This is a genomic window from Mesorhizobium japonicum MAFF 303099 (assembly GCF_000009625.1).
In the GTDB taxonomy this organism is placed as follows: Bacteria; Pseudomonadota; Alphaproteobacteria; order Rhizobiales; family Rhizobiaceae; genus Mesorhizobium; species Mesorhizobium japonicum.
On sequence record NC_002682.1, the window covers coordinates 162,482 to 176,585 of the forward strand.

Annotated in this window: 10 protein-coding genes and 1 pseudogene; 7 read left to right on the top strand and 4 right to left on the bottom strand. The window is 62.0% G+C overall.

Annotation, left to right across the window (positions count from 1 at the left end):
- Positions 1–92: 92 nt before the first annotated feature.
- From MAFF_RS00870 to MAFF_RS39885, 4 genes are all read left to right on the top strand, one after another.
- Positions 93–4,400 carry a bifunctional class I SAM-dependent methyltransferase/DEAD/DEAH box helicase gene (locus MAFF_RS00870; protein ID WP_044547306.1) on the top strand — a complete coding sequence of 1,436 codons (4,308 nt, stop codon included), beginning with the start codon at positions 93–95 and terminating at the stop codon, positions 4,398–4,400.
- Positions 4,400–5,458: a DUF7146 domain-containing protein gene (locus tag MAFF_RS00875; RefSeq protein ID WP_044547309.1), complete on the top strand. Its 1,059-nt coding sequence runs from the start codon at positions 4,400–4,402 to the stop codon at positions 5,456–5,458. Before MAFF_RS00870 ends, MAFF_RS00875 begins: the two co-directional genes overlap by 1 nt.
- 351 nt (positions 5,459–5,809) lie before the next feature.
- Positions 5,810–6,736: a DUF2493 domain-containing protein gene (locus tag MAFF_RS00880; protein WP_010916090.1), complete on the top strand. Its 927-nt coding sequence runs from the start codon at positions 5,810–5,812 to the stop codon at positions 6,734–6,736.
- A gap of 342 nt (positions 6,737–7,078) precedes the next feature.
- Entirely contained in the window at positions 7,079–7,246 is a 168-nt protein-coding gene (locus tag MAFF_RS39885) for a hypothetical protein (RefSeq protein WP_167316189.1), read from the top strand.
- Between the two features lie 44 nt (positions 7,247–7,290).
- Here the strand turns inward: MAFF_RS39885 and dinB are convergent, their stop codons facing one another.
- Complete coding sequence (gene dinB, locus MAFF_RS00885; RefSeq protein ID WP_010916088.1) at positions 7,291–8,376, bottom strand: DNA polymerase IV; 1,086 nt, start codon at positions 8,374–8,376, stop codon at positions 7,291–7,293.
- A gap of 58 nt (positions 8,377–8,434) precedes the next feature.
- Positions 8,435–8,922 (bottom strand): annotated as a pseudogene (locus MAFF_RS00890) (SOS response-associated peptidase family protein).
- Positions 8,923–8,980: 58 nt separating this feature from the next.
- On the opposite strand from MAFF_RS00890, the gene MAFF_RS00895 reads away from it, so the two are divergent.
- Entirely contained in the window at positions 8,981–9,571 is a 591-nt protein-coding gene (locus MAFF_RS00895; protein WP_010916086.1) for an SOS response-associated peptidase family protein, read from the top strand.
- On the opposite strand, the gene MAFF_RS36830 is transcribed toward MAFF_RS00895, so the two are convergent.
- Positions 9,568–10,227 (bottom strand): CGNR zinc finger domain-containing protein, encoded by a 660-nt coding sequence (locus MAFF_RS36830; RefSeq protein WP_052292075.1) that lies wholly within the window; start codon positions 10,225–10,227, stop codon positions 9,568–9,570. The genes MAFF_RS00895 and MAFF_RS36830 overlap by 4 nt on opposite strands.
- A gap of 42 nt (positions 10,228–10,269) precedes the next feature.
- Between MAFF_RS36830 and MAFF_RS00905 the strand changes: the two genes are divergently transcribed.
- Both MAFF_RS00905 and MAFF_RS00910 read left to right on the top strand, forming a co-directional pair.
- Complete coding sequence (locus MAFF_RS00905; protein ID WP_157865858.1) at positions 10,270–11,232, top strand: EamA family transporter; 963 nt, start codon at positions 10,270–10,272, stop codon at positions 11,230–11,232.
- Positions 11,187–12,053, top strand: coding sequence for a branched-chain amino acid ABC transporter substrate-binding protein (locus tag MAFF_RS00910; protein WP_010916083.1), 867 nt, complete (start codon positions 11,187–11,189; stop codon positions 12,051–12,053). The genes MAFF_RS00905 and MAFF_RS00910 overlap by 46 nt, the downstream gene beginning before the upstream one ends.
- A 584-nt stretch (positions 12,054–12,637) precedes the next feature.
- Here MAFF_RS00910 and MAFF_RS00920 read toward each other — a convergent pair.
- A complete protein-coding gene (locus MAFF_RS00920) occupies positions 12,638–13,921 on the bottom strand; it encodes a hypothetical protein (RefSeq protein WP_010916081.1) in 1,284 nt (427 codons plus the stop codon).
- Positions 13,922–14,104: the final 183 nt, after the last annotated feature.

Here is a 14,104-nt window from a genome sequence, read left to right on the forward strand (position 1 = left end):
GAGAGTGAGTGTCCGGTCGGGGCGGGTTGAGCCCGTGCGGTCAAAGAGAGCGCCGGGGGCTTTTCCCGGTCTCGCTCTCCAGAGGATCTCCAATGAATTTCTTGTCCCCGACAGCAACCGGCGATTCCGCCACGCCCGTCGATCCGGCCGCGGCAGTTTGTTCCGCAGCCCTGCGTCTGCTCCCCCACCTCGAATGTGGCCGGCGCGTCGATGCCGTTGTCCTGCGAAGCGCGATGGAAGCCTCATTCGGAGCCTCGGACACAAGCGGTGCCTGGAACTGGGCAATGGCGTATGACGCCTGCGAGGCCGCGACCGTCCTGTTCCTTCGCAAATACGGCAGGTTGCTTCTGCGCAAGGCCGGCTCCATGGCGTCCGCCCAACCGCTCTTTAGCCGGATAGCGGACCTTCTGCCCACGCATACCCGCCGCTCCGAGGAAAGCCAGGCGCTGCAGCAGTTCTCAACGCCTATCCCGCTGGGTCTCGCAGCCGTCTCGGCGGCGGCCATAACGGCATCCGACCGCGTGCTAGAGCCTTCCGCCGGTACTGGTCTGCTCGCTGTTCTCGCCGAGACGTCGGGCGGGTCGCTTGTCCTGAACGAGCTTGCGGAGGTTCGTGCGGGTCTTCTGTCTGTTCTCTTCCCGGGCCTTACCGTCACGCGGTTCGACGCGGCCCAGATCGATGATTATCTCGATCCCGCCAGCTTGCCCACCGTCGTGCTGATGAATCCGCCGTTCTCGGTCCTCGCCAACGTACATGGTCGCGTCGCGGATGCGGCCTATCGCCATGTCGCCTCGGCACTCGCCCGGCTTGCCGCCGGGGGGCGGCTGGTCACCATCACCAATGCGAGTTTCGGCCCGGAGACCCCGGCCTGGCGTAACGCCTTCGGGCGCCTCCAGGAGCAGGGTCGTGTCGTTTTCACGGCCACGATCAGCGGCGCCGTCTATGCCAAGCATGGCACGACGATCGACACCCGACTGACGGTCATCGACAAGACGCTGGCTGGCGATACGTCCTTCATTCCGGGCACGCCCGGCTTCGCGCCGGATGTCGCCACGTTGCTCAGCTGGATCGAGAAGCATGTCCCGGCACGTCCGCCGATCGCCGAAGCGGCGAAGGTCGTTCCCGCCATCACCGCGCCCCGGACGGTTCGCGGTTATCTCGCCCGCCCTGTCGCAGGCTCAGTTCACCGGCAGCTGTCCGAGCCTGTCGGCGTTGAACTGTCGTACGAGACGGTCGATTGGGCACCGGACGAGGGAGCGTGGCTGACCGACGCGATCTATGAAGACTATGGATTGCAGACGATCCGGATTCCCGGATCACAGGCGCACCCGACCAGGCTGGTCCAGTCCGCGGCGATGGCGTCGGTCGCGCCGCCAAAGCCCACTTATCGGCCGACCCTGCCCAACCATATCTTGACCTCGCTCTCCGACGCGCAGCTCGAAACGGTGATCCTGGCCGGCGAGGCCCATTGCGGGTTTCTCACCGGATCGTGGTCAGTCGACCACACGCTCGATCTTGTCACCGCAGCACCCGAGGAGGCGCCAACAGCGGTGCGCTTCCGGCGTGGCTTCTTCATCGGCGACGGAACCGGCGTCGGCAAGGGCCGGCAGTCGGCGAGCATTGTGCTCGACAACTGGCTGCAAGGCCGGCGCAAGGCCGTGTGGATTTCCAAATCAGACAAGCTGCTTGAGGACGCGCAGCGCGACTGGGCCGCGCTCGGCACGGAGCGTCTGCTGGTCACGCCGCTCTCACGCTTCCCGCAGGGACATCCCGTCACGCTTCCAGAAGGCATCCTGTTTACAACCTATGCCACGCTACGCTCCGACGACCGTGGCGAGAAGGTTTCGCGCGTCAGGCAGATCGTCGAATGGTTGGGCTCGGATTTCGACGGAGTGCTCATATTCGACGAGGCGCACGCCATGCAGAATGCCGGCGGCGGCAAGGGAGAACGTGGCGACGTCGCGCCCTCACAGCAAGGTCGCGCCGGCTTGCGCCTGCAACATGCGTTGCCTGGCGCCCGTGTCGTCTATGTCTCCGCCACCGGCGCGACCACCGTCGCCAATCTGGCCTACGCCCAGAGGCTTGGCCTCTGGGGTAGCGAGGACTTCCCGTTCTCGACCCGAGCGGAGTTCGTCGAGGCGATAGAGGCGGGTGGCGTGGCGGCAATGGAGGTGCTCGCCCGGGACCTTCGCGCGCTCGGCCTCTACACGGCACGCTCGCTCTCCTTCGACGGCGTCGAATATGAACTGGTTGAGCATGAACTGACGCTTGAGCAGCGGCGCATCTACGATGCCTACGCGGGCGCCTTCGCCGTCATTCACAATCATCTCGACGCGGCCATGCGGGCCGCCAACATCACCGGCGACAGCGGCACGTTGAACCGCCAGGCCAAGTCCGCCGCGCGCTCGGCCTTCGAAAGCGCCAAGCAGCGCTTCTTCGGTCACCTGCTGACGTCGATGAAGACGCCGACGCTGATCCGCTCGATCGAGCAGGATCTCCAGTCCGGGCATTCGAGCGTTATTCAGATCGTCTCCACCGGCGAGGCGCTGATGGAACGCCGGCTGGCGGAGGTGCCGACGCAGGAATGGAACGATGTCCGCGTCGACATCACGCCGCGCGAATATGTGCTCGATTACCTCGAGCATTCCTTTCCAGTTCAACTCTACGAGCCCTTTACGGATTCGGAAGGGAACCTGTCGTCGAGGCCGGTGTTTCGCGACGGCCAGCCCGTTGAAAGCCGCGAGGCGCTCGCGCGCCGCACGGCGCTGATTGAGAAGCTGGCGAGCTTGCCACCGGTTCCTGGGGCGCTCGACCAGATCGTCCAGCTCTTCGGCACCGACATGGTCGCGGAGGTGACGGGTCGGTCGCGACGCATCGTCAGGAAGGGCGAACGCCTGATGGTCGAGGGCCGCGCAGCCTCGGCCAATCTCGCCGAGACGCAGGCCTTCATGGATGACGTCAAGCGCATCCTGGTGTTCAGCGAGGCCGGCGGGACCGGCCGAAGCTACCATGCGGAGCTTTCGGCACGGAACACACGTCTGCGCGTCCACTATCTTCTTGAGCCTGGCTGGAAGGCCGATACCGCCATCCAGGGGCTTGGCCGCACGCATCGGACCAACCAGGCGCAGCCGCCGCTGTTCCGGCCGATCGCCACCAATGTGAAAGCCGAGAAACGCTTCCTCTCCACGATTGCCCGGCGTCTCGATACGCTGGGCGCGATCACGCGAGGCCAGCGCCAGACCGGCGGGCAGGGCCTGTTCCGGCCGGAGGACAATCTGGAATCGCATTATGCGCGCGATGCGCTGCGCCAGCTTTATCTGCTGATCGTCCGCGGCAAGGTGGAGGGCTGCTCACTCAAGCTGTTCGAGCAGACCACAGGGCTGACGCTGACGGACGAGAACGGCATCAAGGACGAGTTGCCGCCGGTCACCACTTTCCTCAATCGCCTGCTGGCGCTTACCATCGAACTGCAGGACATCCTGTTCGCGGCTTTCGACCAGTTGCTCACAGCCAGGGTGCAAGGCGCCATCGCGGCTGGGGTTTATGATGTTGGGCTCGAAACGCTGCGAGCGGAGAGCTTTGTCGTCACCGATCGGCGGGCGATCTACACCCATCCGGGCACGGGCGCCGAAACGCAGCTCCTCACCATCGATCAGCGCCAGAGCAACCGACCCGTGCCTGTCGAGGAAGCTGTCGCCCAGCTCGACGACCAGCGCGCCATCCTGCTGGTCAACGAACGCTCAGGGCGTGCTGCCCTGCAGGTCCCCGCGCCGTCGTTCATGCTCGATGATGGCGAAATCGAACGGCGGGTCAGGTTGATCCGGCCGATGGAGCAACACCATGCCTCCCTGCGTATGATGGGGGACAGTCATTGGCAGCAGGCTGATCGGGAGACTTTCGCCGCCGCCTGGAGTGCGGAGGTCGCGGGCGTCCCGGCATTCTCGGACTCGACCATCCACATCGTCGCGGGGCTGCTGTTGCCGATCTGGAAGCGACTACCAAACGAATCGAGCCGGGTCTATCGGCTCCAGACCGACGAGGGGGAGCGCATCATCGGACGCAGGGTTTCGGCCGCATGGGCCGCCGGCGCGCTCGCAACCGGCGTCAGCACCCTTACGGCACGAGATGCCTTCAACGCCCTTGCGGACGGACGAACGATGCTCGACCTCGCCGAGGGACTTCATCTGCGCCGCGTTCGTGTCATGGGCGCCAATCGCATCGAGCTGTCGGGCTTCACCGATAGCATGCGCGAGCGGCTGACGGCCTACGGGCTTTTCCACGAGATCATCTCCTGGAAGCTGCGGATGTTCGTGCCTGCGGACGCGAGTGGACCTGCGGTGCTCGCCAAGGTCATCGAGCGGTATCCCATACACCGCATCAGCGAGAAGGAGGCCACCTGATGTCGCCTTGCGATGCATCGGAACTAGCAAGCCGTCTCGCCCATCGGGCGGAGGCGGTCTGCCGCCGCTACCTTTCCAACGGACGCCGTGAGGGCCGCTACTGGCTGGTTGGCGACGCCCGCAATGCGCCGGGACGCTCGATGTTTGTTCGTCTCAAGGGATCGGATTCCGGCAAGGGCGCCGCCGGGAAATGGACTGACGCCGCCACCGGTGAGCATGGCGACCTGCTGGATGTCATTCGGGAATCGCTTGGCCTTGTCGATTTCAAGGACGTCTGCAACGAGGCGCGCAGCTTTCTGTCCATGCCCCTGACGACGAACGAACCAAAGGACCAGTGGGAGCAAGCCGTTCCCGCTGCCGGCGGCTCTCCCGAAGCGGCGCGGCGGCTGGTCTCCATGTCGCAGCCGGTATCAGGAACGCTCGTGGAGGCGTATCTGCGCGGACGCGCGATTACAGCCTTGCATGAGACCGGGGACCTTCGGTTTCATCCGCGCTGCTACTACCGTCCAGAGAGCGGCCCGACCGAAACATGGCCGGCAATGATCGCGGCAGTCACCGACCTCAAAGGCAAGCTCACCGGCGCCCACCGCACCTGGCTCGATCCGGGCGGATTCAGCGAAGCACATCTCGGCCGTGCTCCGATCGACACGCCGAGACGAGCCATGGGCGAACTGCTCGGTCACGCTGTCCGCTTCGGCTGCTGTCGTGATGTCATGGCCGCCGGCGAAGGCATCGAGACCATGCTTTCGCAACGCTCTGTCCTGCCAACCATGCCAGCACTTGCGGCGCTGTCGGCGGCGCATCTGTCCGCAATTCTGTTCCCTGACACATTGCGGCGGCTCTACATCGCCCGCGACAATGATCCGGCAGGCGACGCAGCAGTGGCAACCCTGATTGAACGCACCAACGCGGCCGGCATCGAGGCGATGGTCCTGACGCCACGGCTCGGCGACTTCAACGAGGATTTGCGTCTGCTCGGTCCCGATGCCCTGAGGGCGATCCTGCGGGTACAGATCGCGCCGCAAGACGTCGCTCGCTTCATGACGCTGAGGGCCTGACCGGAAAGGGAGGAAGCGGGCGTGCCAGCTGCGTGGCACGGCTGCGCATGCGGACCTGCGCTCGTTCGAGGCCGGTCCACGGCCTTCCAGAGGGCGATCGGGCGCCGGCGGTCCGGACAGGCAATGGCTGCGCCCGGCTATTTTCCGGCGGCCCTTGCCATCCCTCACGGCAAGCCGCGCGGGACCCGTCTTCGGGCCTTTCCATCGCGAGGCAAAATAGCCGGGCGCAGCCATCCTCCACGTTCGTTGCGGCCCTGCGCTGACGCTGCGGGTGCAAGTCCAGATCGTCCATCGCCTTCGTCGCCATGAAGGCCGCGATGGGCGCGGCCGATCCCGCGAAGGCAAGCCGCCATGAGCACCGAGCACGATACCGATATCGAGCCGCAACCCGCATCCCCCATCGACCACGTCCTTCAGGAGCTTCAGCTCTACGGCTACCGTCCCTTCGAGGACGAACCCGATCCGCGCCCGCTTCCCGAGGGACGTGTCGTCGCCGCCAGCATCGCCGACATCTTCGATGCTCTCGTGGTGGCGATGGCCGACACACGCCTTGAGCCCGACCTCGAGGAACTATTGTGGGGTACGGTCAACCTGTTCCATCGCGCGACCGCGCGGATCGAACGCGAACTCGATGAAAACGAACTTGGCCAACAGCGCCTGCAGCGTGAACAGGATGGGTCCGAGGTCAAGTCTGTCGAACTCGAACAACTGATTGCCCAAGGTCAGACGCTGCTTGAACGCCGCAACGCGTTCGAATTGATGCGCGACCAGGCCGCCGAGCATTTCGAGCGCCACACCCATTCGATCTGGCGGCCGCGCTCAGGCTCTAGGGTCAATCACCGTCATTTCACGGCGGCAATGATCGACAGTCGTGACTTCCTTGCCGCCAAGAAGGCTGCCGACACCCAGGCATTTCTCCCCCAAGGCCCGAAAGTCGCCTTCACCGGTGGACTGCATTGCAATGACCACCGCCTGATTTGGGACAAGCTCGACCAGGTGCACGCCAAGCATCCCGATATGGTCCTTCTTCACGGCGGCTCACCCAAGGGCGCCGAGCTGATCGCCGCGAAATGGGCTCACCACCGCAATGTGCCGCAGGTCGCCTTCAAGCCTGACTGGACCCGGCACGCCAAGGCCGCACCCTTCAAGCGAAATGACGCGATGCTGGATCTGATGCCAATCGGCGTGGTTCATTTCCCAGGGACCGGCATCCAGGACAATCTTGCCGACAAAGCGCGCAGGCTCGGCATCCCGGTCATGCGTTTTGGCGCGACGTGACAGTCGCCTGACGGACCGATGTCACTGGGGTCGCCTATCGCCGCTTCGAACCTAAAGGCTCGGTCAGCGTACTTGCTGGCATGGCCGCGACGCAGGCGGAGCAGTGAGCCTCGCACGATGCCTCAGGGTCCTGACAACAACGGATAGATCGATCCCCACGTTCTTGGCGCAAATCCTTGGTCTGGTCAAAGGGCCTGTCGCCATCAACCCGTGAAGGGTCGGACTACGCAAAGCGTGCCGCCACTTTGGCTTCGCCCTGCGGTGATTGCAGCCTTTTGGCCAGCCTCGTCGGGCGCCTGTCACGCGGGGATCGATCCCCGCTTCCAAACAGGAGCCAGGACGATGTCTCTCGCAGAAGCAAATGCCTTCGCCTTCAGTCTCGCAACGACCCTGATGGTCAGCATCATCATCTTCCGGGCCGGCGACGGGTCGCTCACCGTCGTGCCGGCCGACGAGTATGACGGAGAAGCCTCACAGATCGTTCGCGAAATCGATCCGCATGCGCGTTGACACTGAGAGCCTGCGGTTGGTTTTTCCCCCGGCCGTGGAGATACCTAGAGTTCGAACCGCAACTGCCGCTGATCCGGCGGCAACACGTCGCCCAGCGACGAAAGCGTCACGCCCAACAGGCGGATTCCCTTCCGCACCGGAAACACCGATCCAAGGAGATCGGCTGCGAGATGCTCGAAGTCGGAAAGTTCGATCGGCACCGCCACAGTCCGGCTGCGCGTGATCTGCTGGAAGTCGGCAAATTTGATCTTCAGCGTGACGGTCCGGCCCCGGATGCCTTTGCCCTCACAGTATCCCCACACTTTGGCCACCAGCGGCTTGAGTTCGGCGAGCGATGTTTCGAGATCGACGATGTCGGCTGCGAACGTGTCCTCGGCGCCGATCGATTTGCGTGGCCGATCCGGATCGACCGCACGTTCGTCGATGGCGCGCGCGATCTGATAGTACCAGAGCCCCGACTTTCCAAAATGCTGCTGCAGGAAGGAAAGGGACCTTTCCTTGAGATCAGCGCCGGTCTCAATGCCGAGCGCCTCCATCTTCGCGGCTGTCGCAGGACCGACACCATGAAATTTGTTGACCGGCAAGGTTTCCACGAAGGCCGGCCCGTGGCGTGGCGTGATGACGAACTGGCCGTTCGGCTTGTTCTGGTCGGACGCCATCTTGGCGAGAAATTTGTTGTACGAAATGCCCGCGGAAGCGGTGAGACCGGTCACCTCCAGGATCTTCGCCCTGATCATCTCGGCGATCGTCGTGGCAGACGAAATGTTGAGCCGGTTCTGCGTCACGTCGAGATAGGCCTCGTCAAGCGAGAGCGGCTCGATGAGATCGGTGTGTTCGGCGAACACGTCTCGGATCTGAGCCGAGACCGCCCGGTAGACGTCGAATCGGGGCGGCACGAAGATCAGTTCGGGGCATTTGCGCTTTGCCGTGACCGAAGGCATCGCGGAGCGAACACCAAAGGCTCGGGCCTCGTAACTTGCGGCAGCAACCACGCCGCGGGCGGCGGCGCCGCCGACGGCAAGCGGCTTGCCGCGCAGTTCTGGATTGTCGCGCTGTTCGACCGACGCATAGAATGCATCCATGTCGACATGGATGATCTTGCGAGGGTCGGCGCCGCGTTCAGGGACCATTTGCCTGCAATATCATTTCACCAGGGTCTAAGCCTCGTATTGAAAGATCCTACAATCTTCAGATCGCAAATTCAGCCTGTTTGCGAGCCTGGCGCAGATGCGAAATCGCAAGACTTGCTCCTGGAAGGGGGCGAAGGACTTCGTGTTCAGGATGCGTCATGTCGAGCCAAACCGAGCGCTCGTCCCGGCGCAGCACAACCATCTGACGGTCATGATAGGGGGAAATGTCGTCATAGGCCTGGATCGTGAGGATTGCGTAGGCTTCCGGCCAATCGCGCGTCGCCGGCCGCCAGATGCCGACGAAATAGAACCAATCACCGCTTCCAAGGCGAAAGCTGTCGTTCTTTCCCTGGCTGCGATACCGGAATTCGGACGCCGGTACCAGGCAGCGATGGCTCGGAAACGTGCGCTCCTCCGCACGCACGACCGTGAAAGGGCGTCCGCCTGGTTCCTTGGCTGAAGTCCCCACGGCAACTCAAGCATCTCAACATCGTCGCCATAGCGCCTTATGATGACGCGGCGTTCAGCGAAAACTCTTGCGCGCATGGTAAAATGAACATAGCCGGAACATGATTGCCGGGCAACGCCAAGAGACGGGTGACCCATGTGCAATGATTATCGGCTGATGGTGGACGTCGCCTCGATCGTGGAGGACTTCGCAGATCTCAAGATCAAGATCCGCTTTAGCGAAGGCGCGCCGAACATCGAGGCGCGCGAGGATATCAAGATTACGGATGTCGGGCCGATCATCCGGACGGTCGACGGCGCCGAGGGCGAGGGTGATCTGGTCCAGCGCCGATGGAGTTGGCCAGGGCAAAACAAGCGGCCCGTCTACAATTTCCGATCGGATGGCCGCGAGTTCACATCAAACCGCTGTCTGATTCCAACCGACGGCTTCTACGAATTCACCGACCCGAAGGAAAAGGGGAAGAAGCGCAAGGACAAGTGGCTCTTCACCAAGCGTGGAGAGCGAGTCTTTTGCGTTGCCGGCATCTGGCGCGAGGCGAATGATGTCGGTGAGGCATTCACGATGCTGACGATGGAGCCCGGTCCGGACATCGCCCCTTATCATGACCGTCAAATCGTCATTCTCGAACGGAAGGATTGGGCCGCTTGGCTCGATCCGTCGGTCTCCGCCAAAACATTGATTAGGCCGTTGCCGGCTGGGACATTGTCGGTCGAGCAGGTCGGCTAATTTGACTTCAGGTCATGCCCCTTTGCTCGTTGATAGTGGCGATGCGCCTTCGCGCGATTTCCACAATCTCCCATCGAGCACCATCGGCGGTTCTGGGCTCTGCTCTCGTCGACAAAAAGCCAGCCGCACCCTCTATCATCCTGACACTGCCTGACTTTGCCTGAGCGGATTCCCGTCAGCAGCTCAGCAGCCGACAGGGTGATCGGAGTTAGAAGGCTCGCCATGCCCTTTGTCGCGCGCCAACCGTAGTCGCCTGCGCGCCAAACGAGGGTTGCGCCCGCCCCGCAAGCGGTCAGGAAATTATTGAAGGCCTCAAGGTCCTTGGTGCGCGGCGTCTGGCCACCGATCCGCGCAATCAACAGATTGTAGATCAGTTCGCGCAAAGCGATCGCGCTCTCACAAAGGGAGTTGGCAGCCTCGACGTCGGATTTCCAGGCCCTCTGCAACGCAGTTCGTTCGCCACGGGAAAGCAAGTCGTTGGCATGAAACCAGTCCAGCAGAGCTTCCGGGCCAGGGAGCCGCTCTTCAACGTCCGAACGCAACCTCCAGGCCGCCGTGTTCACAAAGCGGATCGCCAGATCCTCGTTCGCGAGATGGTGCTTCGCAACGCGCGTGACACTTGATTTTGGAGAGCTGGTGGAACCAATCGGGCTCATGCCGCTTAACCTTACCTAACCTGTTAAATGGTTATAAGCCCGATGACCGGTTCTTCAAGAGAAAAGCTTGCGATCGTGTGCGGATTTGCCGCCATATATCTCATATGGGGCTCGACATATCTCGCGCTCGCGGTCGCTGTCCAAACCATCCCACCATTTGCGCTGATGGGTACGCGCTCGATTGTCGGCGGAGTGATCCTGCTGGCGTATTCGAAGGCCAAAGCCGACGACGGCGGTTCGATCCGGTCCTGGATCCGCGCGAGCCTCTGTGGCGTGCTGTTCTTCGTAGGCTGTCACGGTGTTTTGGCCTATGCCGAGCAGCGCATGCCGTCCGGCCTTGCAGCACTGCTCCTGGCGACGATCCCATTCTGGATCATCGTCGGCAGAAGCATCCTCGGCAGATCGGACAAACCTCTTGTCAGGACCATTTTGCTGCTGCTCCCCGGGCTGCTCGGAGTCGTCCTTGTCGCATGGCGCAGCGTCGCCGGTCCCGCCGCGCTCCATCTGTCCGACATCTTGCTCTTGCTGATGGCGTCCGCCTCTTGGGCGCTTGGTACGCTCATTGCTGAAGGACACAACAACAAGGGTTCGTCGGTGGCACTTGCCGGCCGGGAATTGATCACCGGCGGCGCGGCGCTGATGTTTTTGAGCCTGGCGCGAGGCGAACCGATTGGAGCCGTGGAGCAGATTTCGCTGTCATCCTTCCTTGGCTGGAGCTACCTCACGCTCGCCGGTACGGTGGTGGCGTTCGGTTCGTACATCTGGCTGCTCAAGAAGATCTCGCCCGCCCTTGTCGCGACCTACACATTCGTCAATCCCGTGATTGCGATGTTCCTCGGCTGGGCATTTCTTGGTGAAGAGGTCAGCGTAACCACCGTGATCGGAGGCTTTCTCGTTGTCGCTTCCGTGGCCTGCCTGCTGGTTGCCAACCGCAATTCCACTCACAAGGAGGCCGCCTCATGGTCGACGCCACCAAAAACCGCAGCGGCGATCGCAAAAGGATGAGGATCGGGGTCGTCGCCCCGCTAACGGGACGTCCTGCCGATCTCGGGATCGAGATGGCGCAGGCAGTTGGACTGGCGGTCGAGGACGCCAACGACACGCCTGACGGTATCCTGTTTGAGGCGATCAGGCGCGACGACAAAGGCGACGAGGCCGAGGGCGCCAAGGGCGCATCAAGCTTGATAGCCGATGACGGCGTGCTGGGCATAGTCGGGCACTACAACAGCAACGTCGCGCTCGCCGTGGCGCAGCGCTATTGCGATGCGTCGATGGCGCTGATTTCGCCCATCCTTTCCAACCTGAGGCTGACGGATTCGGGCTGGAACAATGTGTTCCGCTTCACAAGCCGCGACGACGTCACCGCGTCCATCATATCCGACCGTCTGACCGCTGAAATGGGGAAACGGCGCGCTGTCGTGGTCAGAACCAACACCGCCTACGGACACAGAATGACCGACGAGTTTGTCCACGCCTTTCGGCGCCGCGGAGGCAGTATCGTGCAGGACATCGCTGTAGAGGAAGGAACCACCGAGTTCGGCGCCTTGGTCGGAAGCTTTCCAAAAGACATCGACCTGGTGTTCTACGGGGGCACATTCGAGGGCGCGCCGTTGCTAAAGGCAATGCGGGCGGCGAAGGTCGGGCATCTGCTCGCGACCGGGGACGGTTGCTGGGATGGCTGGAATTTCCTCGAGCCCGCCGGCGAGGCGGCCGAGCAGGATGAAGGCGTCCTCGTCCTCTCAGCCTGTCTGGAAATTGGTGTCGTCCAAGGGTCGCGAGAATTTGCTTTGCACGTGGTTCCGAAAGGCCGGTTCAAGCAGATCTGAATGCTTGCTCGACCGACAGAGAAGGCCCTTTGAGCAATCAGCGCTGACGCGACGCCTCTGATTTGAGATTCGCCAGGAGATCTCGCTTTGGCGCTCCTTATGAAGTCGCCGGCGGCGGTGGAGCCTACCTCGGCCTGACTCTGCGACGAAAGCAGTCGGGTGAAAAGGCCATCAGTGGCCGCGTGTCACGCTGGGGCGATTGGCTGTTGCGAACCTACCCCTCCGAGGCGGAGCGGATTCAAGAAGGCAAAGATGGCGGTCGCTGGAAGATCGCCGTTCTGATCCGCTGCCTCTGGCTTGATGGCACCAGCTTTGAGTGGGGCAGCGAAAGATGGCGACAGATCCGCGAGTCGATTCCAATTGGGCCGTTCCCGGAACCCGTGATGTCCCCGCCGGACGGTGGTCCTGGTGATCTCGTTGAACCGGCTGACGTCGACTTCGAACTTCGTTGCAGATGTTGAAGCGCCCGATATCATCATGAAGCATCTGACCTCGGAAAGGACCATGCCCGACGATTACAGAACGACAACTCGGATTGACAATTACCCACAATAAGGCCGGTTCACACTTCTAAAAAGACTCTTTCAAGTCATGAAGAGACCTGGGGAATGGGCGAACGCTATATGATGCGAGTCTTCACTGCTGGCATGGCTATCGAAAGAAAGCGCTCCGGTAGAACTGTTGTAGATGATGTGGTCGCCACCATGTTGCGCGCCTGGATCGGCGAAAAGCGCGGCTGTCGGGGCGTCCGTGCGAAGGCCCAAGGCGTGGTCGAGGTGAGGCTGGTGGTGGGAGACGCTGAAGTCCGGAGCCCTGTCCGCATTTCCGGCCGCGGGAGCGGTGCTGAATACGAAGGCATCGCTGCCGTCGACGACGCTCACCGGGCCTCTGCCGCCAGCCGATTCTGTCACCCCCTGGCTGGCATTGGCGACATGATCGGCACTCTGGACTGCGTGGGGCAAATCGGCACCATTAATGTGATGATATCTACCATCGCTGGGATTGTCGCCAAATGGAGCGCTCGGTGCACTGGAGGTGCTGGGAGCACTGGGGGTGGTAGGAGCACCGAGGGCAACAGTGGTGCTGGGAGGACTGGAGGTATCAGACGTGATGGGAGTGCCTGCGGCACTGCTTAGATTGTGTTGCTGGAAAAAGGCTTGCAGTTCCGGCGAGTTTCCAAGCGCTGTGTCGCCTTGTTGCGAACCCCAGGCATACGCGTAGTCGAAGGCGGGTGACGGAACCAGCTGGTCCCAATGATCCATCATTGTCTGCATCTGGGACGTGGAAGGGACGACAAATTTGCCATCCGTATCGGTGGTCCAGTTGCCGCCTCCGAACGTCTGATAGACGGGAACGATCTGGCTGTTCGGGACGCCCGACGCCACGGCTGCCGCCACGGTTCTGTCGATCATGTTGTAGTCGACCGCACTTGTTCCAGTTTGCACCGGATAGGGATCCACTCCGTAGTAATCGATATGCGTGTTGGCAGGATTGAATGTGTTCGAAAAGTCCGGATTCGCGGCAGACCCCATGTTCATCATGGTGATAAAGGTCTTGGCGCCTGGCAAATTGGAATGGATCCAGTCGGACTCCGCTTTCAGGTTGTCGGCGGTTGCGTAGACACCCCATTTGCCGGTGGGATCCGGCTCGTCGGCGAGGAAAAAGCCAAAGACCTTCGGATTGCCGATGAAGGGGGTGACTTTCTGGATGAAGGACGATGATGTTCCATCGACCTCGTTGAGCCAGACCAAGCCCTTCATCCCGGCTGGCAGCGCGTTGAGTTCGTCGACGGATTGAACATCAACCAGATTGAAGCCGGCCGTTGCGACGTCCGCGGCTGATCCACCTGATGTGTAATGGAGTGTCATCCGATTTCCTCATTTGATTCGACAACGCCCCGACCCCTGCTTACCGGAAGGCGTACATTAGCGCATAATCAAATACCGGCACTCGTTGATAGAATCTTTGATCGACGGCTGAGCCGTCTCACGGCCGGAAATATTTACGCGAATACCCTTGACACCGTTTCAACATATAGATGATTGATACTA